Here is a 23,369-nt window from a genome sequence, read left to right as displayed (position 1 = left end):
TCGGCGGGCACGGCGGGGGCCGGGTCGTCGCCCATGACGACGCTGCGGTCGCCGCCCGCCGGGCCGGTCTGCTCGGCGTGGCCGGGACCGGTCTGCGGCTGGTCGAGGCCGAGCCGCTGCTGCATCACCTTGATGGCGTCGCCGAGGTCGGCCTTGTGCGTCGCGTCGACCGCGTAGTCGCCGTGCATGACCCAGCCCTGCGGGTCGGGCTGCACCCGCAACCTGCCGTCGGGACCCTGCACGACGTTCGCCGCGAAGAGCCTGCCGTCGGGGGACCGGACGACGTGCGTGGCCGCCAGCACGGCCTCGTCCTGGAAGTTGGCGGGCTCGAAGATGTCCCGGAACCAGTCCGCCCGGCTCACCCCGGAGATCGCCATCACGATGCCGTGCCGGGCGCCGAACCGCCGCATCCCCATCGTCTCGATGAGGTCGGGCCCGGACATGACCTCGCCGTTCCACAGCTGGAGGTTCTTGCCCTGCGCGTCCAGCTCCCCCATCACCAGGTCGACGTCGGGGTAGGGGTGCAGCTCGCGGGCGGCCTGGACCGCGGCCTCGGTGGAGAACCGCGGCGACGGGAACATCAGCCCGCCGTCCGGGGTGCTGACCGTCTGGACCCGCCGGTGGGTGTCGTTCTCGCCGGTCGGGCGCCAGGGGTCGTTGAGCGCGAACAGCTCGACGGCCTGCCGCTGGGACTCCGGGCTCATCGGCAGCAGTTCGAGGAACTCCACCAGGTCCAGGACCCCGTCGCCGCTCCCCCTGCCGACCAGCTTGGGCGAGCGCAGCAGCTCGTCCAGGCGCGGCTGGATCGACGGGTCCTTGGCCGCCGCCAGCATCGCCGCGCTGATCTCGACGTGCGCCTGCCACACGCTCGCCTTCGTGCTGCTGGACCAGAACCGGAACTCCACCCGATCGCTCGCCCGGCCCGCGACGTGCGCGAAGTTCATCGCCTCGTAGCGGTCCCGGTTCAGCCTCCGGGCCTGGTCCGAAGTGGTGATCTTGGCCGGGTCCGGGGGGATCGGGTTCGGGCCGACCATGTGCATCGCCCGCTGACCGCCACCGACGTGGTTGCCCAGCCGGTAGAGCACCGCCTCGAAGCCCTTCGCCAGCTGCGCGAGCCGCACGTGCTCCCGAGGGGTCAACGGCTGCTCGAAGCTCATGTTGACGTGACCGCCGGTGCTGTCGGCGTTGCCCCCGACCGACTCCACCTCACGCAAGATCGAGTCGAGCTCGGCCCACATCTCCGGCCGCTCATCCTGGCGCAGGATCGGCGAGATCAGCTCGGCGCCGTAGTCGTGGGCGCTCTCCTGCACCATCGCCCACTTGTCCCGCTCGTGCAGCTGCGCCACGAGTCCGTCGTTCGGGTCGGTCAGCACGGTCAGCACGTTCGACTCGAGGTCGGGCTCGCTGTCGTTCCACCGCGAGGAGTCCTGGTACTCGGAGTCCGTGTCGGAGTCCACGCTCATCGGCGACGACGGCTCGTCCGGGTCCGGGGCGTTCGGGTGCCACTCGGAGTGCCCGGCCTCCTCCAACCGGGTGCCGAGCTGGGTGACCTTCGCCGTGGCGCCCTCGTGGTCCGTGCCGACGAACTTGAACTCCACCTCCAGGCCGACCTTCACGCCAGGACGCGAGCTCACACCCCCCGGAACGCCACCGACGTGGAAGCTCGGCTCCCGCACACCGTCGGCGCGAGCCGCCTCGGTGCCGCGCACCAGATCAGCGACGGAGCGGGCCCGCTGCTGCCGGAGCTGATCGAGCAACCCGTTCGTCGCCCGCTCGAAAGACCCCAACGCCGCGTCGGACAACGAGTTCAACGCGGTCAACGACTGCGGCCACCCGGCCACCTGCTCGCGGACCTCCGGCAGCGCCTCCGGCGGCAGCGCGTCCAGGTGCCGCCGGATCGCCGCCGACTTCCACGCCAGGGAGTCGAGCCTGCCCGGGGACTCGTCGACCATCCGCACGCTGCGCTCGTTCTCCGGGGCGAGCAGGTCCGCGGAGTCCGGATCGCCGGGGCCGCGGGTGCCCTCCGGGTCGTCGAAGCGGGAGATGTCCTGCGAGCCGAGCAGACGCGCGCCGCCGCCCTCGAAGAGCTCCGGCCTGCCGTGCGGGGCGTACTGCTGCCCGACCTCCCCGGCCAGCAAATCGTGCAGCCCGGCGCCGACCGGCGAGTTCCCCTCGGCACCCAGGCGGCAGCTCAGCCACAGCAGGTTGGTGTCCTGCGACCACGCCGGGCCGGGGCGACCGGCGCTGAGCAGCAGCCTGGTCATCTCGCCCTCGTCGAGCTGGTGCAGCACGCCCGCCTTGTCCCGGACGGTGAAGCGGCCGTCCTTGAAGTGCGGGGCGACGACGTAGTTGTCGCCGTCGGCGGGTGCGCCGTAGAGCCGCGCCGTCTCCCCGGCCGCACCGTTCTCGAAGGCGTTGCGCATGATCTCGGCTTCGAGATCGCTGCGCGGGAACCCGACGCCGATCGGTTCCCCGTCCTTGCCCGCGGGCAGCGGCACGATCTCGACGTCGTTGAAGGTGAGGTCCTTGCCCCGGGGGGGCGCCTCGGCGGCAGCGGCCCGGTCGCCGCCCATCTCCATGCTCGCCTCGGGCGAGGCCTCCGGGTCGTAGCGGCCGCTGTCGTAGAGCACGTCCACCGCGGCGGTCATGTCGGCCTCGCCGGTGGACCAGGTCTGCTCACCGCGCCGGTGCACCTGCCAGCCGGCGGGATCGGCCTGGAAGACCAGCCTGCCGTCCGGCCCGGGGGCCATCCGGCCGGCCAGCAGCCTGCCGTCGGCGGTCCGCACGACATCGCTGCTGGTGGCCAGCACCGGGTGGTACGCCTCCTGGACGACACTCGCGAGCACCGGGGAGAGGCCGCCGCCGGAGGCCGCGAAGACCACCGGCCGCTCGATGCCGATGCCGCGCCGGACCGTGATGCCGTCGGCGAAGGCGGCCGGGGTGGCGGCGCCCCCGTTCCACAGGGAGACACCGGAGCGGTCGGCCGTCAGCTCCGCCACGAGCAGATTCGCGCCCTCCGGGAGGACGACCCCGCGGGCGCTGGTGACCGCGTCCGGCGTCGGGGTGTTCGGGCCGGGGAAGTACATCCCGCCCTCGCCCAGGCTGATCGACTGCGCGCGGAAGCTCCGGTCGTCGGCGGCCGAGCCCTGCCACGGTTCGGTCGCCGCGAACAGCTGCACCGCCTGCTGCTGCGCCTCCGGGCTCATCGGCAGCATTTCCAGCAGGTTCAACAGGTCCGGCAGCTCGGCGGGCCCGCGCCCGAGCAGGTTCGGGTCGGCGATCATCGCGTCCAGGCGCGGGTGGATCGACGGGTCCTGCGCGGCGGCCAGCATCGCGGCGCTGATCTCGACGTGGGCCTGCCAGTGGGCGGGGTCGGTGCTGCCCGCCCAGAACCGGAACTCGACGCGGTCCTGCGGGGTGCCCTCGACGTTGAGGAAGTTGATCGCGTCCTCGCGCCCCCAGTTGAGCTCCTGGAGGTCGGCGAAGGTGGGCTCGGACCGCGGGTCCAGCGGCAACGGGTTCGGGCCGACCTGGTTGGTGTCGCGGTGCGAGGAGCCGCCGGGGTGGTTGCCGAGCCGGTAGAGGACGGACTCGTGGACCTTCATCAGCTGGGCCAGCCGCACGTGCTCGGCGGGCGTCATGTGCCGGTCGAAGCTGAGGTTCACGTGCCCGCCGGTGCGCGCCGCGTCGCCCTGGTGCGGGTCCTGGCGAACGGTGTCGAGCAGCGCGTCCAGCTGGGTCCAGGCCTCGCTGTCGGGCGCGCCGGGCCGCAGGATCGGCGAGACGATCTCGACGCCCTGGTCGTGCGCGTGCTCCTCGACCATCGCCCACCTGCCCGCCGAGTGCGACCCGGCGGTGTCGCCCTTGTCGAGCATGGCCGGTGTTGCGAGCAGTCCCCGCTGCCAGAGGGTGTTGCCGAGGGAGCCGACCCGGGCGTTGTAGTTGTCGCCGCGGAACTGGAACTCGACCTCCAGCCCGACCCGCAGGTCCGGCCGCGAGGACGCTCCGCCCGCGACGCCCTGCTGGTGGAACTGGACCGGGGACGCCCCGGACCGCGCGGTGGCCTGGGCCTGCTGGAACTGCTGCACCATCGAGCGGGCCCGCGCGCCGCGCACGTTCTGCAGCAGCTGCTCGGACTGCTGGACCCGCTCGCGCAACCGGTCCAGGTCGGCGTTCGCGAAGGCCTGGGAGTTCAGCCCCTGCTCCCAGGCGGCGGCGCGCTGGCGCAGCTGCGGCAGCACGTTGTTCGGCAGGGCGTCCGGGGGCAGCGAGTCGAGGTGCCGCCGCAGCTGCGGAACGGTCGTCCCCAGCCGGTCGATCAGCTGGGTGCGCTCGTCGGCGGGCGGCAGGCCGGAGAGGTCCGGCATCGCGGCGTCCTCGTCGCCCATGACGAGGCTGCGCTCGCCCTCGGGGTCACCGGCCCGGGAGCCCTCGTCCTCCGACGACACCATCGAGCTGTCCTCGTCGGAGTGGCGGGAGCTGTCGGGTTCGAGGGAGGCGACGGCCAGCGCCAGGTCGAACTGGCCGCTGGGCCGGGTGATCCCGCCCTTCTCGTGCAGCACCCAGCCGTCGGTGGAGGGGCGGTGGTGCACCGCACCGGTGTTCGGGTCGACCACCGGGTCGACGGCCGTGATCCAGCCGTCGTGGCCCTGCGCCACGGCGGACTCGGTGGTCAGCACCGGGATGTCGAGCCTGTCCACCAGCTGCGCCAGCCACGGGGCGCGGCTGCCGCCGGTGGAGGCGAGCACGAGCATCGAGACGTCCTCGCGGTGCATGACCCGGGCTTCCACGGCGGCGATGAACTCCGCGGGGGGCAGCGTGCTGCCGTCCCAGAGCCGCACCCCGGTGCCGCCGGGCGCCTGCTCCACGACCACGAGGTCGGCGCCCTCGGGGGTGATGGTCCGCCGCGAGGTCTCGACGGCCTCGGCGATCGAGGTGCCGGGGGTCGGGAACCGCAGCCCGCCGGCGGGCATCCCGACGGTCTGGGTGCGCAGCCGGGTGTCGTTGGTGCCGGTGTTCTCCCACGGTTCGGTCGCCGCGAACAGCTGCACCGCCTGCTGCTGCGCCTCCGGGCTCATCGGCAGCAGTTCCAGCAGGTTCAGCAGGTCCGGCACATCCGCCGAGCTCCGCCCGAGCAGCTGCGGCTCCGCCATCAGCTCGTCCAGGCGGGCGTGGATCGAGGGGTCCTGCGCGGCGGCCAGCATCGCCAGGCTCAGCTCGGCGCGCACCTGCCAGAACGCCGGATCGGTGCTGCCCGCCCAGAAGCGGAACTCCACCCGGTCCCCCGGTCCGCCGTCGACGTTGCCGTAGTTGACCGCTTCCTCGCGCTCGTGGTTGAGCTCGCGGACGTCGGCGTAGGTCAGGTCCGATGCCGGGTCGATCGGCAGCGGGTTCGGCCCCACCTGGAAGGTGTTGCGGTGCCCGACGTCGCCCGGGTGGTTGCCCAGCCGGTACAGCGTGGATTCGAAGGCCTTGGTGAGCTGCGCCAGCCGCACGTACTCGGAGGGCGTGAGCACCCGGCCCTCGAAGCTGACGTTGATGTGCCCGCCGGTCTTGCTCCCGGCCGCACCGCCGTTGTCCCGGACGGTCTCCAGCATGTCCTGCAGGTCGGCCCAGGGCATCGCCTCCTCGTCACCGGGGCGGATGATCGGCGACACCAGCTCGACGCCGTGCTCGAGGTCGGGTTCCTCGACCAACGCCCACTTGTCCGCGGCGTGCGCTTCGGCGGTGTCGACCTTCCTCGTCGGCTGCGAGTGGTAGGTCGTGCCCTGCTCCTGCAGCGACAGCCCGAGCTCCGCGATCTCGGACGCGGCGGAGGCGCCCTTGAACTCGACCTCGACCTCGAACCCGAGCCGCGCGTCCGCACGGGAGGACTGGCCGCCCTCGACGCCGAACAGGTGGAACTCCACCGGGGATTCGCCTTCGGCGGCGGCGCGGCGGGCGTCGTAGAACTGCTGCGCGAGCAGCGCGGTGCGCTGGGTCCGGACGTTGCGCAGCAGCTGCCGCGCCTCGTCCAGCCGGGGACGCAACTGCTCGGCGGCCGCGGCGCGGAAGGCGCCCTGGTCCGCCGCGTCGGTCCACAGCTCGGCGCGCTCGCGCAGCCGCGGCACCACGTCGGCGGGCATCGAGTCGAGGTGCCGCCGCACCTGCGCCACGGTGTCGTCGAGCTCGGAGGCGAGCCGGGCGCGCTCGTCCCGCGGCGCCCCGGGCACATCGGTCATCACGACGTCGTCGCCGCCCATGACCACGCGCCCCGGCGGACGCTGGAACAGGCCGTCGTCGGAGTCCGAATCCGAATCCCGCCGCGCCGACGCACCCGAACCCGCACGATCCGGCGGACGCTGGAAGAGGCCGTCATCGGAGTCGGAGTCCGAGCCACGCCGCGCGGCGGGCGGACGCTGGAAGAGGCCGTCATCGGAGTCGGAGTCCGAGCCACGCCGCGCGGCGGGCGGACGCTGGAAGAGGCCGTCATCGGAGTCGGAGTCGGAGTCCCGGCTCGGCTGATCCCACTGGGGCTCGCGCCACTGGGGCTCGGCGAAGCTCGGCCCCTGGTCGCGCGGGGCGTTGAAGAAGTCCTGACGGGTGAGCAGCGCGTCCTCGTTGCGCCGGGCGAAGTCGAGCAACGAGGCCAACCGCTCCTCACGGGGCCCGGCCGGGATGTCGATCTCGTCGGCCAGCCGCAACAGCGCGTCCGCGCCCGGACGGGGCTGGAAGGGCTCGGGCTCGGCGAGCCGATCCAGGGCCGTGACCAGGTCGAGGTCCTCCCGGATCGGCCGGTCCAGACCGTAGAGGTCGCCCGCCCGCTCGATCAGCTCCGCGTCGGACGCGCGCCAGCCCTCCTCAGCGCGCGCGGCGAGGTCCGCGTCGGCGGTGCCGCGCGCGACGGCGTGGGTCAGGAACTCCGCGAGCCACTGCTGCCGGCCGGTCTCGGAGAGGACGAAGGCATCGCGAGCCGCCTGCGGGATCGGCACCTCGCTGAACTCGCCGCGGTCCCAGGCCGTGGTGGTGATCGACCGGACCTGTCCGGCCAGGTCGGGGTGTCCCGCGATGAAGCGGAGAGCGCTGGTGAGCACCAGGTCAGGATCGGCGTGCTTGCTCAACGCAGACTTCAACCGGGTCAGCCGCAGGTCGCCCTCGCGGTTGTGCATGTCGCGGACCAACGTCTGCACGACCTTGCGGGTCAGGTCCGCGGTGGCCTCCGGACCGTCCAGCAGCGCAGGCGGGCGCTCGGGACCGGACAGCCAGCTCTCGGCGGACATGACCTGGACGGTGCGGATCCGAGGGATGCCGTGGCCGTTCTCGTAACCGAGCCGTTCGGCCAGCTGGAACAGCAGGTCCGGCCCGGTGCGCATCATCAGCGAGTTGAGCCGCAGACGCATCTTGTTCTCGCGGAAGAACTCCTTGGGGGCGTCGGCGTTGCGCGCCCCGTAGAGCTCCTCCTGGTTCGCGCCGAGGCGCTCCCCCATGAGCTCGAGCATCACCTCGGCGGCGGGGTGCCTGCGCGGCATTCCGTAGGCCGCGTTGTCCATCTTGCTGGAGGACTCCGACAGCCACGCCCACCCTTCCTGGGTGCGCACCATCTCCTCGGCCCGGGACAGGTCGCCAACCCGGTTGTCGCCGTCGGTGTAGAAACCGCCGAGCTCGCGCAGCAGCGCGAACCGGCCGATGTCGCTCTTGGCCGCCCAGCCGGGGCCCGACATCCGCAGGCCCTCGCTGTTGAAGTAACCCTGCAGCGGCAGCGGGTTGCCCTCGTGGAAGTACTCGTCAAAGTTGATCAGACGGACGCGGTTGTCGCGCGCCCAGCCGAGCATCTCCCGGGTCCCCGCGTGCGGGTCGGGGGAGCCATCGGCGGGCGGTTCCGAGTTGCGGGCCGCCTCGAACTCGGCACGCGGGATGTCCGTCCACAGCACCGAGGTCCCGTCGAAGCGGGAGGACGCCGAGCCGTAGTTCTGGAAGACCTCCGCCGACCTCGTCGCGGCCTGCACGGGGCTGCCCATCCAGATCGAGTGCTGGAGCTTGGGCAGATCGAGGGTCTCGGGCAGCGGGGGAAGTCCGTCGGCGGGCGCCCAAGCGTTGCGCCGCTCCTCCGGGACGGGCACGGAGATCACCTGGTCCGGGCGGCTCTCCAGGCCGTCGGCGGTGATTCGCGAGGGCGCGTCGTGCGTGAGGTCCATCGCGTCCAGCAGCGACGGCAGCTTGGCGGGGTCCAGTCCCGGGATGTCCAGCCCGGTCAGGAAATCCGGGGTCGAGGCCGGGCTCAACAGGCCGAACAGGTCCTCGCCGAGCAGCGGCGTCGCCTCGCTCCGGCGCTCCACGAGCGAGTCCTGGAGATCGGACACGACGCGCTCGACGGCGGCCGGGTCGTTCGCGGCGCTGTCCGCGCCACCGCGCTGCCGGGCGTCGACCGCGTCGCCCCTGCTAGGCGGCGGGACGTCGGCGTCGGCGCGGTCCTGCGTCGCGAAGTGCTCGTCGAGGCTGGTGCGTCGCGACCCCTCGTCGCCGCCCATGACGACGTCCGGGCGCCGGGCCTGCGCGGGAGGGCCGACGACCTGGGCGATCGCGTGCCCGAGGTCGAACTGCCCGGTGGGGCGGGCACCACCCGGGCGGTGCTCCACCCAGCCGACCGGATCCGGGCCGGGCCGCATCCTGCCGTCCGAGCCGGTCCGCATCGTCGCCGCGACGAGGCTGCCGTCCGGGGTGAGCAACGAGTTCGTCGCGGTCAGCACCGGCTTGCCGAGATCGCCGAAGTGGTTCACCAGTTCCGAGAACCAGGGAGCGCCGGCGACACCGTTGATGGCCAGCGCGATCGCGTTCCGCGACCCCATCCGCCGGAAGCTGATGGTGTCGATGAAGTCCTTGCCGGAGAGAGTCTCGCCGTTCCAGAGCTTCACGTTCCCGGACTCGGAGTCCAGGGTGGCCATCACCACGTCGGCGTCGCGGTGCGGCTGCACGCTCCGGGCGATCTTGACCGCGGCGTCGACCGTGTTGCCGTCGTGCGGGAAGTAGAAACCGCCGTCGGGCAGGCTCACGGTCTGCGTGCGCCAGTAGAGGTCGTTCGTCCCCGTGTCCACCCACGGGTCGTTCAGCGAGAACAGCTGAACGGCCTGCTCCTGGGCTTCCGGGCTCAGCGGCAGCAGCTCCAGGAAGTCCATCAGGTTGCGCAGCCCGGAGCCGCCGCCGACACCGACCAGCTCCGGGTCCTTCATCATCTCGTCGAGCCGCGACTGGATCGACGGGTCCATCGCCGCCGCCAGCATCGCGGCGCTCAGCTCGACGTGCGTCTGCCAGACGCTGGACTTCGTGCTGCCCGCCCAGAACCGGAACTCCACCCGGTCGCTGGGGCCGCCCCGGACGTGGCTGAAGTTGATCGCGTCGTACTTGTCCCGGCTGAGCGCGCGCACGTCGGCGGGCGTGGTGACCTTCGAGGCGTCCGGCGGCACCGGGTTGGGGCCGACCAGGCCCAGCGACCGCTGGTTCTCACCCATCTGGTAGTTGCCCAGCCGGTACATCACGGCTTCGAATGCCTTGCCCAGCTGGGCCAGCCGCAGGTACTCGGCGGCGCCGAGCGGGCGGTCGAAGCTGATGTTGACGTGGCCACCGGTGGTCTCGGCCTTGCCGCCGTTCTCCTCGATGCTGTCCAGCACCGAGTCGACGTCGTCCCACATGTTCGGCTGCTGGTCCAGCCGCAGGATCGGCGAGATGACCTCGACCTCGTGGACGCCCGAGATCTCCTCGACCATCGCCCACTTGCCCCGGGCGTGCATCTCCTGGGACGGGGTGTCCTCCGCGCTGCGCAGCTCGGTCTCGGGCTCCCACTCCAGGTAGCCCTTCGCGTCGAGCTCGGTCCCGAGCTCGGTGACCACGTTCTCGAAGGCGTTGGGGTCGTCCTCGGGGATGTGGAACTCGAGCTCCAGCCCGATCTTCACGCCCGGCCGGGAGCTCACGCCGCCGGGGACGCCGTTCTCGTAGAACCTCGGCTCCTCGACGCCGTCCGCGATCCGGTCGGAGGCCTGCTCGTGCAGCTCCATCAGCTGCTCGAAGCGGGTCTCCCGGACCTGCCCGGCGAGGTCCCGGGCGGCCTGGTCGAAGGAGCGCAGCCCGTCCGCGTCCAGCGCGGACACCTGGCCGCCGGTCCAGGCCTGGCGCCAGGCCGCGACCCGCGCGCGGGCCTCCGGCAGCGCGTCCGGCGGCAGCACCGCGAGGTGGCGCTGGGCGGCGGCCAGCGAGTCGCGCGCGGAGCCGAGCAACCGGAGCTGCTCCGGGTCGGTGGGCGGCGGGGTGCCGCCCATGACGTCCCGGTGACCCGAGGGCTCGGACACCTGGTCGTAGTCCGGGAGGAAGGCCTCCTCCCCCGGACCGAGGCGGGTGATCCCGGCGCTCCCGGTCAGGTCCACGCCGCCTTCCGGGTACATCCCCGGCTCGCCGACGGGCGCGCGCTGCTCGCCCACCTCCTCGGACAGCAGCGCGTTGAGCTCGTTCCCGATCCGGGAGTTCTCCGGCGCGCCGAGGTTGCAGCTCAACCACAGCAGGTTGGTGCTCTGCGACCACGTCGGGCCGGGGCGACCGGCGCTGAGCAGCAGCCTGGTCATCGCCTGGTGGTCGAGCCGGTGCGTGGTCCCTGCGTTGTCGACGACCGTGAAGCGGCCGTCCTTGAAGTGCGGGGCGACGAGGTAGTTGTCCGCGTCGGCAGGCACCCCGTAGAGCTGCTTGAACCGGTCGCCGGCGCCGTTCTCGAACGCGCTGCGCATCGACGCGGCCTCGTCCGCGCCGCGCGGGAAGGCGACGCCGATCGACTCCCCGCTCTTGCCCGCGGGCAGCGGCAGGAACTGCACGTCGGCGAAGGTGAGGTCCGTGCCGGTGCCCTCCGGCACGAGACCGTCCATCGGGTCCGCGCCCATGGACACCGGGTCCGCCCCGCGCTCCCCGGGGTTCTCGATCCGGGTGGGCAGGCCGACCTCGCCGTAGTGGACGTACGCGGCGTCCTCGTCGGCGTTGAGCAGGCTGACGGCGTGGTCGGGCAGCTCGTGCTGGTTGAGCTCGCCGTAGTCGTGGCGAGCGAAGGTGACGCCCTCGATCATCGGCCCGAAGGTCGGGTGCTCGGTCAGGAAGGTGATCGCCGAGTTCCAGATCAGATCTGGATCGGGGTGGGTCTTCACCACGTCACCGACCTCGGTGAGCATCAGCTCGCCCGGCCGGTTGTGCAGGCCGCGCACCAGGGTCTGAATCACGTTCTGGGTGAACCGCTGCGTCGCGGCCGCGTCCCACGCCCTCGGCGGCGGGGTCGCCGGGTACATCCACGACCCGGCGCTCTGCACCACGACGCCATCGAGCCCGGGCATGTCCAGCACGTCCCGGTGCCCCAGGGATGCGGCGAGTTCTTCGAGGTTGCCCGGGCCGGTCCGCTCCCAGATCGAGTGGCGCCGCATCGCGAGCTTCGGGTTGTCGAAGGCCTCCGGTGCGGCGTTGCGCAGCCTCGAGTCCACCACTTCGGAGTACGGCTTCTCGTACTTCCCGATCATGGTATCGAGGTAGGCGACCATCGCCGGGTGATGGCGCGGCGCCGCGACCACCGAGTTGCTGAAGATCTCCTTCTCGAGATCGATGTGCAGCGCGAAGGCCTCCGGCTTGGTGAGCGCCACGTCGAACACGCTCTGCGGGTCCACCAGCGCGTTGTCGCCGTCCAGGTAGATCCCGCCGAACCGGTGCACCAGGGCGGGGCGCAGGACGTCGCTGCTGCCCGCGTAGCCCGCCGGGGTCATCTTGGCGCGCTCGTTGGCGATGAACTCGTGGCCCAGCAGCGGGCGGTCCCCGCTGGACACCTCGTCCAGGTTGACCAGGCGGACGTTGTTCGACCTCGCCCAGCCGAGCAGTTCGCGGACCTGCGCGAGCGGGTGATCGGCGCTCATCGGCCCGGTGTGCGCGGCGGCCTGCTCGACCTGGGAGCGCGGCACGTCGGTCCACAGCACCGTCTCCAGCTGATCGGCGTGCGCCCGAGCGAAGTCACCGATGGTGCCCCGGTGGAATCCCGGCTTGCCCGTACCGGTGAGCGGGCCGCCCAGCCAGACGTGGTGCCGCAGGCGCGGCATCTCCAACGTCTCCGGCAGCGGCTCCGTCGGGTTGGGTGCCCAGTTCTCGCGCTGTGCCGGGGAGCGGTGCGAGGTGATCACGGAGCCCGGCTGCGGGGTGAGCGCGTCGGGCGCCATCTCGGCGTGCGTCGGGCGCCCCTGCGGACGCGCCATGTCCAGCGACTGCAGCAGGCTGACGACCCGGTCCGCGGGCAGGTTCGAGTAGTCGTGCCCGGCGAGGAAGTCGGGGGCCGGGTCGGGAGCGCGCAGTCCGAACACGTCCGGGCCGAGCAGCTCGGTGCGCGGGGCGGGTTCGCGGCCGCTGCGGGTGTGCTCGGCGGCGGCCTCGTTGAGCGCGTCGACCAGCGCGCGGTGCGGAGCGGGATCCCCGCCCATCGCCACCCGGCGGCCGGGGCGGTTCTCCGGAGCGGGGGGCGTGGCGTCGCTCTCGCGCTCGGTGCCCGGCAGCGAGTCCAGCTCGACCGGCTCGCCGAGCGGGCCGACCTCGTCCAGCGTTCCGCCGAGTCCGCGCGCGGCCTCCTGCTCGGGATTCGCCAGGCCCAGCATCCGGCGCCAGTTCTGCGCTTCCGGGTCCCGGGCGAAGTCGAAGCTGTCGCGGCCGCCGTCCTCGCCGCGGCCCTCGCGCCCGTCCTCGCCGGAGGCGTCCCGCTCCCGGCGCGGCGCCGGGACCTCGGCGGGCGGGTTGCCGGTGCTTTCCCGACCGGTCTCCGGGCTGAGGTCGGAGAGCTCGACCTCCTCCTCGATCCGCGGCAGCGCCGGCGTGCCCGAGGAGCTCGACGGCGCTGTCCTGCCCGAGGAACTCGGCAGGCCGTACTCGACGACCTCCTGCCAGCCCGCGAGCAGGTCGTCGCCCTCCGATGCGCGGCGGATCGGCGGCAGCCGGTACTGCGAGGCGGGATTGGCGATGCGCTCGGCGCGCTCCTGCTCGGCACGGCGCTCGCTCTGCCGGGCCTCCTCGCGGGTGCGCGCGTCCCGGACGTGCTCGGCCGCGGTGAGCTCGTCCCACTTGCGCTTGGCCTTGGAGTACTCGGAGCGGGCCCGGGACTCGTCCGCCTGCGCCTTGGCGACCGCCTCGGTCTCCCCGGTGCGGCTCGGCCCAGCGACGCCGTCGGCCTCCAGCGCTCCCTTGAGCGCCTTGTCCGCCTTGGACCACTCCTCGCCCTTGGTGGCCAGGTCCTTGGTGGCCTGAATCAGGTCGGGCGAGATCGCGTGCCCGGTGCGCGCGGTGGCGTCGTCGTCCCAGAGCCGCGAGACGAAGGCGTCGCGGAAGGCGACGGAACGACCGCCCACCTTGGGTTCGCCGAAGTTGAGCAGGCCGCCGGTTTCGCGGGCCACCACGCGGAACTCCAGGCCGCTCAGCAGCGCCCTGGTGACCGTCTCCTCGTTGTGGATGACCTTGTCGGAGATCGGCATCCGCGCCGCGTCCTCCGAGTGCAGTTCACCGCTCTGCAGCAGCTTGGCGGGGTCTCGGGAGGAGAGCGCGACGAGGTCCCGCGCCGCGTAGCCGGACTTCTGGCCGAACGCGTAGGGGCTCTTCTCCACGGGCTGGGTGGTGCCGCCCCATCCCCAGGGCTCGGTCGTGCGCAGCTCCATCATGTGCCCGGACTCGACCTGGGCGGTGCGCTCGTCCTTCGGCTTCGTCTTGCCCTCGAACTTCACCGATCCGCTGGTGCTGGCGAACTTCGGGGTTTCCGGGACCCGGGCGTGGAACTCCAGCGTCCGGTTCAGGTCCGGCAGCGGGAGCGTGAAGGTGCCGTCCATCTGGTCGGGCAGCCGGGAGAACAACTGGGCCACGGTGATCGCGGTCGCCAGCGCGTCGTCGATGTCCCGGGGGAGGTCGGCGCGGGAATCCTCCAGCGCTCCGCGCCCCGCCGCCACCAGCTCTTCGATGTTGCCGAAGAAGTGCTCGCCCCAGTGCGCGTCCGCGGTCGGCAGCGTGAACTTGCCCTCGCCGCGCCAGGTGTCCAGCGCCTCCGGGGTCGTCTGCGCGGCGGTGAGCTCCCCGCTGTGCGCGGTCTGGCCGTAGCGGCTGCCGTCGGGCTCCGGCAGCGCCTCCTCCACCAGCTTGGTGACCGAGACCTGGCGGTCCACCGAGATCGCGTGGGTGGGCGGGTTGTCGCCCTGGGCGACCCGGAGGTTCAGCCGCAGCCGCCCGCCGTGCTCGGCGACGGGGCCGCTGGTCTCCGCCGAGCGCTCGTGGCCGACCTCGTCCTTGTTGGTGAGCTGCTGGTTCCGGTTGCCCCACCGCATCTGCGGGGTGATGCCCACCCCCGCCGCTCCTATCCCCCTGTCCTGGTTCTGCCTGCCGTGCGAGTCGCTCGGCGGGAGCTCGGTGGCGCGCACCCCGAGACGACCCACGAACATCGTGGTCAGCAGCGTCCGACCGTGAGTGCGGACCTTCTCCAGCGCGCTCGTGGCCAGGTTGGTGACCTTGAGCTTGTCCACGTGCCCTATGGACCCGGGGCCTCGGTCGGGCTGGAAGTCCGCGTCCAGGGTGAACCGGTAGGTGTTGCCCTTGAACCGGCGCTCGTAGCGCAGCTGGGTGCGCTCGCCGCCGTTGAGCACCTGCTCCACCGAGTTGTTCACGTCGGTGAGCAGTGCCTGCAGCGAGGTGTGGTTGTTGCGCGCGCTGCCCGCCGAGGTGTCCGGCAGCAGCGCCTCGGCGACGTCCTCGCCGAGCTCCCTGCTCAGGTTCTCGCGGATCTCGCCGAGCTGGTCCACCAGGTCGACGGGGTCGATGATGCCGCCGAGGCCGAACGACGGCCGCACCGCGCGGCTCGGGTCCAGGGCGGACGGCAGCGGCAGCGAGGGCTCCGGGTGGGGGGCGGCCAGCTCGGCGGTGCGGTCGCCGCTGGGGCTCTCCCCGGAGGAGTCGGTGGTCTCGGCTTCCGCGTTCGTCGACCCCGAGGTCTCCGCACCACCGCGCTCGCCGGCCAGGCCGGGGCTGAGCTCGTCGAGCTGTTCCTTGGTCAGCCACATCAGCTGCGATTCCGGCAGCTCGACGTACTGCCCGCGACGCCGCGGTCGAGCCCGGGGGAACCACTCCAGCGGGTCGAAGTTCCCCTTGTAGGTGGCCTCGGCGACCATCCCGGCGTGCACCTTGACCCGCGCCAGGTACACCTTCTCCGGCGGGGTCTCGACGGTGAGCTTCTGCCCGCTCTCCATCGAGCGGGAGCTCTCCGCGGCCCGCGAGTGGCTGTAGGGCTGGAGGTTGACCACGCCGAGCCCGAGCCCGTCCACGTCGTGCGAGCCCGTCTGCACGCCGTCGCCCATCGGCCCGATGAACACGGCGCCGACGTAGCCGCCGTGGTTGACGTTCCAGCCGGTCGTGCGCCCGGTGCTCGCCTTGCCGGTCAGCTCGCGGGTGGCCTGCTCGTACTCGCTGCGGGTGACCGGGGTCGCCGTGTCCAGCACCGGCTTGAACGAGGTCCCCATCTCGATGGACAGGTCGCGGCGGGCCCGCGACCAGGACAGCGAGGTGGTGCGCGGCCTGCTGAACAGCCGGGGGTCGCTCTGGATGCGGTCCACGCCGAGCATGTGCGCGAGCGGGCTGGTGACCTCCGGGACCGGGAACCGGACGATCGGGTCGTTCTGGGTGACCTGGCCGAGCAGGTCGGTGGCCATCTCGCGCAGTATCTTGCCGCCGGAGAAGCCGACCAGCGACGCGCCGTCGAGCTTGCGGCTCGACCCCGGGGGCAGCAGGTGCGGGGCGGGCGGATCGGGGATCTGCTCGACGTGCGCTTCCGGGCGGGAGAAGTCCTCCATGTGCGTCACCGCCAGCGGATCCTCGTCGCTGAGGAGGCTCTCCGGCACCACGAAGCGGGCGTCGACGCGCTTGGTGATCGCGGGGACCGCGTTGGGGTTCGGCTTCTGCCGGGACCGCTCCTCCGGCGAGAGCGCGACCGGGAAGTCCTTGGTGAGCTCCTGGAAGACCGGCACGTGCCTGCCCCGCCGCTGCGGGCGGATGCGCCGCATCCCCTCGCTGGGCCGCTTGTAGGACAGGACCTCGGCCTTGAACTCGAAGTCCGCCCGGAACGCGCGGAGCTCGTGGTCGGTCAGCTTGCCGTCCGGTGCGATGCTGCCGCCGCGCTTGCGCTCGACCGCGGTCTCCCGGCCGAACTCGAACGCGCGCCGCCGGGTGCGGTTGCCCTCCACTCGGTAACCGCCGTTGACGACGTAGCCGCCCATGCCCAGCGCGGCGTACAGCCTGCCCTGGATGCCGCCGATCAGGCCGCGCTTGCGGAACCGCCCGGACTTGATCGTGGTCTCGTCGCTGACCTTCCGGCTGGTGTTGAGGGCGGCGTCGCCGTCCTTCGAGTCACCGTCCTTCGAACCGCCGTCCTTGCCGGAGCCGTCCTTGCCGGAGCGGTCGTTGCTGCCGGAGGCCTCCCCGGACCGTCCCTCCGCGTCCCCGGAGCGGCCGCCGCCGGTGGTGCCGTCGCCGTCCAGGCGGGCGCCGCCCCCGGCGGGGCTCCCACCCGGCCGAACCGGCTCACCGTCCCGGATGTTGCTGGTGTCCAGGGACAGCCGCACGACCGACACGTAGTCGTTGAGGAGCGACTCGCGCTTGAGCGGCAGGTGCAGCGGTCCGTCGACCATGTGCGGGACCAGCTGCTTGACGACTTCCTCGTCGGCGAGGAGGTCGGCCAGGTTGCGCCCGCGCTTGAGCACGTCGGCGATCTTCGCCGAGAGGCCCTTCGCGAAGGCCTCGTCGTCGAACTGCCGGACGAACATGTTCTTGTCGAGGCGCACCTTCCCGCGCAGCGGGATGTCCCGCAGCAGATCCGCCAGGCCGTTGAACAGGTCGCGCCCGACGGGCAGGTCGGTGAGACCGCCGACGAAGGTGTGGCCGCGCTCCACCGACTCCGGCAGGAAGTGCGTGCGCTCCTCACCGGAACGGAAGTTCTCCGGACGGTGCGCGTCGGCCAGCGGGGTGCCGTCGAACAGTCCGGCCTCGGCGGCCTTCCCGCGGTCGCCCAGCACGTCGGCGGCCACTATTCCGTCCAGCGTCACCGGCTCGCCGCCGAGCGGGCGGACCTGGATCTTGTATCCCAGCTGGTAGCGGGCGGTCTCGCCGGTGGTGTCGACGGTCTCGGTGAGCTCGGTGGACCGGCTGACGTTCTGCTCGTGGGAGTGGCCCAGGGTGAACCCGGCGTTCGGCCCGAAGACCGCCCGGAGGTTGCCCCAACCGAAACCGGGCCCGCCGATCGCGTTCAGCCCGCCCGTGCGCTCGGCCGTGCGGATGTCCTTGCTGCCGAACTTCATCGTCCGCGAGTCCGAGTGCTTGACGTCGCCGTGCTCGTCGCCGACCTTGATCCAGGTCGCCACCGCCCGCATCTCTATCTTCGTTCCGGGGTGCGAGCGGAACAGCGAGAGGTTGCGGCCCTTGTAGATCTCGCCGGACTGCACCCAGCCCGCCTCGGGGTGCGCCCCCTCGAAGACCGTCATCTCCGGCAGCCGCTCGGCGATGCTGTCCTTGTGCAGGAACTCCCGCAGCACCGGGCGGCCGTGCGAGTCGACGGCGCTCTCGTCGCGGAACCGCTTGCCGAGGAGGTGCTGGACCTGGCGGAAGAACGAACCGCCCAGCGGTCCGGTGTGGACCGTGACACCCATCGGCGCCGAGTCCCGGACCGCGCGGCTGCCCGCCTCCCCCAGCTGACCGAGCTCGTGCACTCCCTGCTCGGCCATCCGCAGGTGCGCGCGCTGGCTCGGCGACTGGTGGTAGGTGTCGAGGTTCTGGTGCGCCTCGGCCAGCACGTTCCCGATGGAGCGGCCGTTGGACAGGCCGATCGGCACCCGCATCGCCACGTCGGCCGTCTCCGACACGGTGTACGGCTCGAACCGCTGGTTGCTCCGGCCGCCGGAGAGCTCGCGCTCGGCCCCGGGCGGTGTGACCGTCCGGTCCTTCGCGTCCCGGAGGGAGAACTCGAACTTCATCGGCACGTCGACGTCGTGCAGCGACTTGATCGCGTACTTGTGCTCCGCGCCGTGCTTCTGGCTCTGCTCGGCCAGGTGCTGCTCGCTGAACCCGCCGGGCACGGTCGGGTTCAGGTAGATGTAGAGCCCGGGGATCGAGGTGAACGCCAGCTGCGGGGAGAACGACTTGTCCCGCGATTCCGCGCTGGTGTACGAGGACGACTTCTCGGTCTTGGCGCTCGCCTTGATGGTCTCGTCGGAGGGCTTCACCGACTTCATCTGGTCGAACTGCGGGATGGCGCGGATGAACAGCTCGAAGTACTCGCCGCCCTTGCGCACCGTGAAGATGTCCCCGGTGCCGACCAGCGAGCTGACGGCGTTGTCGACGCGGCGCTGGACGACGCTGACGTCCTCCCACTTGCCCTTCCTGTTGGGCAGCAGGCTGTTGAGGTGGGCGACCACGTCCGGCCCGGTGAACTCCAGCGCCCGGGTGTCCTCCGGCAGGTTCGAGCGGCGGGTGGCCCCGATCTGCTCTATCGGGCCGAGCGACTGGCCGCTGCGCACGTAGTCCGGCAGCGACTCGAAGATCTCCTCGACCGGCTTCGGGGTCTTCGACTCGTCCTCGGAGTCCTTCGCCTGGTCGGCGTCCTTCTTCTCCTCCGGCGCGTCCTTCCGGCCGTCGGAGTCCTCGGCCTTCTTCCCGCCCGAGCTGTCCGGGTCGTCGGAGTCCCGAGCGCCCTCGCCGTCCTGGCCGGTGCCGTCGTCGCGCTGCGTGCCGTCGCCGTCGCGGGTCTGCGTGCCCTCGCTGAACAGGTTGGTGCTCACCGGGGACAGCGGAGTGCTGCCATCGCCGTCCGGCCTGCCGGTGCGTCCGGCGAGCTCGGTGCCCGCCAGCGAGGACTTCTCCTGGATGTAGCGCTGGACGAGCTCGTCCGCGCGACCGTGCTCCCCCTTCGCGAGCCGGGCCGCGAGCGCCTCCCACAGCGTGGTGGGCGCCTTGCCCGGGATCTCTCCGGCGCGGCTCAGCAGCACCGCCGCGGTGTCGAGCAGGTCGCGCGAGCGGCTCGCGCCGAGCTTGCCGAAGGTGCGAGCGGCGTTCGACAGCTCCTCCGGCAGCGGGAGGTCGCGGGCGAACGAGGTGCCGGCCGCGGGGTTCTGCTCGGTCGTGGTGGTGCGCCGCGCGACGGTGCCCTCCCCGCCCATCACCACCGAGCGGCCGCCGCGCGGCCCCAGGCTCACGACGGCCTCGTCCGCGCGCGGGATGCGCAGCGGGGCCTCGCCCTGCTCGAGGGGACCGTTGAGCCTGCCGCCCCGCGGTGCGCGCGGAGCCTCCGGAAGCGGCGCGTTCACCAGGTCCGGATCGGTCAGCAGCGCGGCGAACACCGGCGGCAGCGGCGGATCCTGCCTGCCCTCGCGGGCGTTCGAGCTCGGGGTGCCACCGCGCGAGGTCGTGGCCGTGGTGGGCGTCGCCGTCGCGGTGGCCGTCCGCTGCTCCGGTGTGCCGACCTGGGAACCGCGCTCGTTCGCGCGGCCGTCCTCGGTGCGGCGCGGGCTGGTGCTCTCGGTCGCCGGGCCCCGGGAGTCCGCGCCCCGGTTGCTCTGCTGCTCGCCGCCGCGCGCCTGGCCCGGCTCGCCCTGCGAGGTGACGGCCGGGGTGGCCTGACGGCCTGCGGGCTGCTGACCGGGCACGTTCTGGGTGCCCTGATTCGGGGTGGCCTGGTTCTGGGTGCCCTGGCTCGGAGCGGTCTGGTTCGGGGTGCTCTGGTTCGGGGTGCTCTGGCTCGCCGGGGTGGCCGAGGGCTGGCCACCGTGCACCGGCTGCGGGGCGATCAGCCCCTCGCCGTCGCGCACCTCGGTCTCGGACTCGCGGACGACGCCGTCGCCCTCCCGGGCCTCGGTCTCGGAATTCCGCGCGGCGGGGCCGGAATCCTGGACGGCCTCCTCGGAGTTCCGGACCTCGCCGCCGGAAACCCGGACCGCGCCGCCGGAATTCCCGGTGTCGGTCTCGGCGTCGCGCGCGACACCACCGGCGTCCCGGACCTCCGGCTCGGAACTCCGGACCGCACCGTCGCCGTCGCGCGCACCGGTCTCCGCGTCGCGGACGACACCATCACCGTCGCGCACCTCCGGCTCGGAACTCCGGACCGCACCGTCGCCGTCCCGCACCTCGGACTCAGCGTCACGGACAACACCATCACCGTCGCGCGCACCGGACTCGGCGTCACGGACAACGCCCTCACCGTCGCGCACCTCCGGCTCAGAACTCCGGACCGCACCGTCGCCGTCCCGCACCTCGGACTCAGCGTCACGCACGACACCATCACCGTCGCGCGCACCGGACTCGGCGTCACGGGCCCGGGCGTCCCCGGCCTCGTCCTCGGAGTTCCGCACGAGACCGCCGGATTCGCGCGCCGGATCCGCGTTCGCCGACTCCTCCGGTGTCCGGGTGCTCTCCGCGCCGCCGCGGTCGCCGTCCTGCACCGAGGGCGTGGTCGAGTCGAACTGGCCCGGCCGGCCGGTCGCCCCGGCCAGCTCGGTGTTCGCGAACGACTCGCGCTCCTGGCCGTACCGCTGCACCAGCTCCTCGGCGCGCCCGGGCTCGCCCTGCGCCAGGTGCGAGGCGACGGCCTCCCACACGGGCGTGGGCACGGTGCTCGGGGTCTCACCGGAGCGGCGGAGCAGCGCGGCCGTGCTGTCGAGCAGGTCCTCCGAACGGACCGGGTCGATCTCGTCGAACGACCGCGCCGCACCCTCGACCTCCTCGGCCAGCGGAGTCCGGCCGCCGGAGTCCTGCTGCCGCGAGTCGACGGGCGACTGCCCGTCCTGCGACGTCGAGCTCTCCGGCGGGGCGATCGACTGGTCGCGCACCGGACCGTTCGAGTCGGCGAAGCCGGACTCGTGCGCGACCTGCTCCTGGGCGAGCTGCTCCGCCGCGGGCGGGGCCTGGACGTCCTGGCCGAGGCCGGTGATGCTCTCGCTCGACGTCCGCGGCTGGCCGATCTTGAGCCCGTCCGAACCCTTCTCGCCCGAGGTCCGGGCGTCGCCGGAAGCGCCCCTGCCGTCGCTGGAGGTCCGCACCTCGCCGGAACCGGGGAACTGCGCGCTCCGGACCTCGCGCATCGGGGCGGCGGGCGCGTTGCTCGACGTCTCACCGCCGCCGCGCGAGAACGAGGTCCCGAGCGAGGAACCGCCGCGGTCGGCACCGACCGCCCGCTGCGAGACGTCGTCGCCCATCACCACGGAACGGCCCGAGTTCTGGCCCCCGCCAGTGCCACCGACGACCGCCGCGGCCTGGTTCTGGCTGGACTCCGGCGACCCGTTCGAGGAGACCTGCTGCGAGGAGGACGACTGGTCCTGGCCGAGGCCCGAGACGCCGCCGTCGCTCGACGTGCGCACCTCGCCGGCGCCCCCGCCGCTGTCCGCCGAGCCGAAACCGCCCGACTCGGTCATGACCGGCGCGAAGGCGGCCGTGTTCGTGAACACCGAGCCGAGCCTGGTGCCGCCGGTGCTGACGTCCCGCGCGGACGTCTGACCGTCCTCGTTCGCGGTGACCAGGCCGCCCTGCTCGGAGCTCGGCTGGCCGACCGAGTGGGACGGACCGAACGTGGACTGGCCGGACTGGCCCGACTGGCCCGACTGGGACTGGTTCGACGAGTCCGACTGACCGGACTGGCCCGACTGACCGGACTGACCGGACTGGCCCGACTGACCGGACTGACCGGACTGGCCCGACTGACCGGACTGGGACTGGTTCGACGAGTCCGACTGACCGGACTGGCCCGACTGGCCCGACTGGCCCGACTGACCGGACTGGGACTGGTTCGACGAGTCCGACTGACCGGACTGACCGGACTGGGACTGGTTCGACGAGTCCGACTGGTTCGACGACTGGGAGCCGGACGAGTTCGAGTTGGTGGACGAGTCCGACGAGTTCGCTTGGCCGCTCGAGTTGGACTGCCCGCTGGAGTTCGACTGCCCGCTCGAGTTCGACTGGCCGCTGGAGTTCGACTGCCCGCTCGAGTTGGACTGGCCGCTCGAATTCGTCTGGCCGCTGGAGTTCTGCGCCTCCGCGTAGGAGGGCGGTCCCTCCGTGGCGTGCTCGTAGCTCGGCAGCGTCGAGGTGGTCGAGGTGGTCGAGTCCGCGCTGCCCCGCCGGTCCCCGGAAACCTTGCCGTCCCCACCGGTGGTGTCCAGCTTGCCCGAGTCCGCGCCGCCCCGGTCACCGCCGACCTTGCCGTCCAGATCGGGGATCTCCAGGGGCGGGGGGCCCTGGATGTCGCTGATCGTCGGGGCGTCGCTGCCGCCCTTCCCGCCGGTGCCACCGGACTTGCCGCCAGCACCCCCGCGCGCGAAGGCGCCGAACATGCCGTCCGAGGCGACGCCGTGCTTGTCGTCGGTGGCGAGGTAGACCAGCGGGTTGCTCGCCGCGACGGAGACGATCTGGGCCACGCCGTCGGTGAACCGCCCGAACGCGACCTGGCCCCGGGTGAGCTTCTTCTCCGGGACCTGATCCTTCGGGGGGAGCTTGAGCCGCTTGTTGAAGTCGGCGATCTTCTTGTTCATGTTGGCGACGACATCGCCGATGCTCTTGCCGATCCCGCGAGCCGCACCCGCCGCGAGACCCGAGGCGGCGCCGCCGATGGCGCCGCCGATGACCATCCCCTTGATGGACTCCTTGTTGATGTTGTCGCGGTTGCCCAGCACGTCCTTCTGGAAGTACTGGATCCCCGCGTCCAGGCCGCCCATCACACCGGCGCCGAAGGCAGCGCCGCCGGCCGGGTACTTGCCCAGCTTCCAGGCCTGCGAACCAGCGGCCTTGGCGCCGGCCTGCCAACCGCCCGCCTTGATCGCCTGCGGCACCCGGGTGAGCTGCTTGACGACGTTGGACGCGATCTGCTTGATGAGCTCGCGGAGCAGCGCGGTGATTCCGACGCGAGCGGCGGCCAGCACCGCGGGCACCATGAAGGCGCCGAACAGCGAGGCGATCAGCGAGATCACCGTCGCCAGCGTCATCGCGGCCATCGCGACGAACATGATCTTGTTCTTCTGGATGTCGGCTGCCGCGTCGTTGGCCTTGCTGGCCAGGTCGCGCGCGACCACGGCCTGCTCGCGCCAGTAGCCGGGCTGATCCGTCTTGACGTAGCGGACGGTCTCGTCGGCGGTCTCGCCGTCCAGGGAGTCGTCGATGTCGGCGCCCGCCGACTCCAGCTTGGACGCCATGGCCTCGGCCTTGTCGGCGTACCGCTCCAGGGCGTCGTGCAGCGCCCGGAGACCGCCTTCGTTGCCCTCCGGCCACTCCATGCCGAGAGTGATCTTGAAGAACTTCTGGAGCTTGTCGGGCAGCTCGGTGGTCTCGTACTTGCTCAC

General features: G+C 72.3%; 1 protein-coding gene (running past one end of the window). It reads right to left on the bottom strand.

Features of this window, described 5'->3' with window-relative positions:
• Positions 1-23,369 carry part of the coding region annotated (locus ACL03H_RS21430; protein ID WP_412813089.1) for an amidoligase family protein on the bottom strand (this coding region is incomplete at its 3' end). 6,000 nt of the annotated region lie to the left of the window's left edge, so 23,369 of the 29,369 annotated nt are shown.

The organism is Saccharopolyspora antibiotica, from assembly GCF_047200635.1.
Lineage (GTDB): Bacteria > Actinomycetota > Actinomycetes > Mycobacteriales > Pseudonocardiaceae > Saccharopolyspora_C.
Note: the sequence above shows the minus strand (reverse complement) of the source record. Positions and strands in the feature narration are given on the sequence as shown.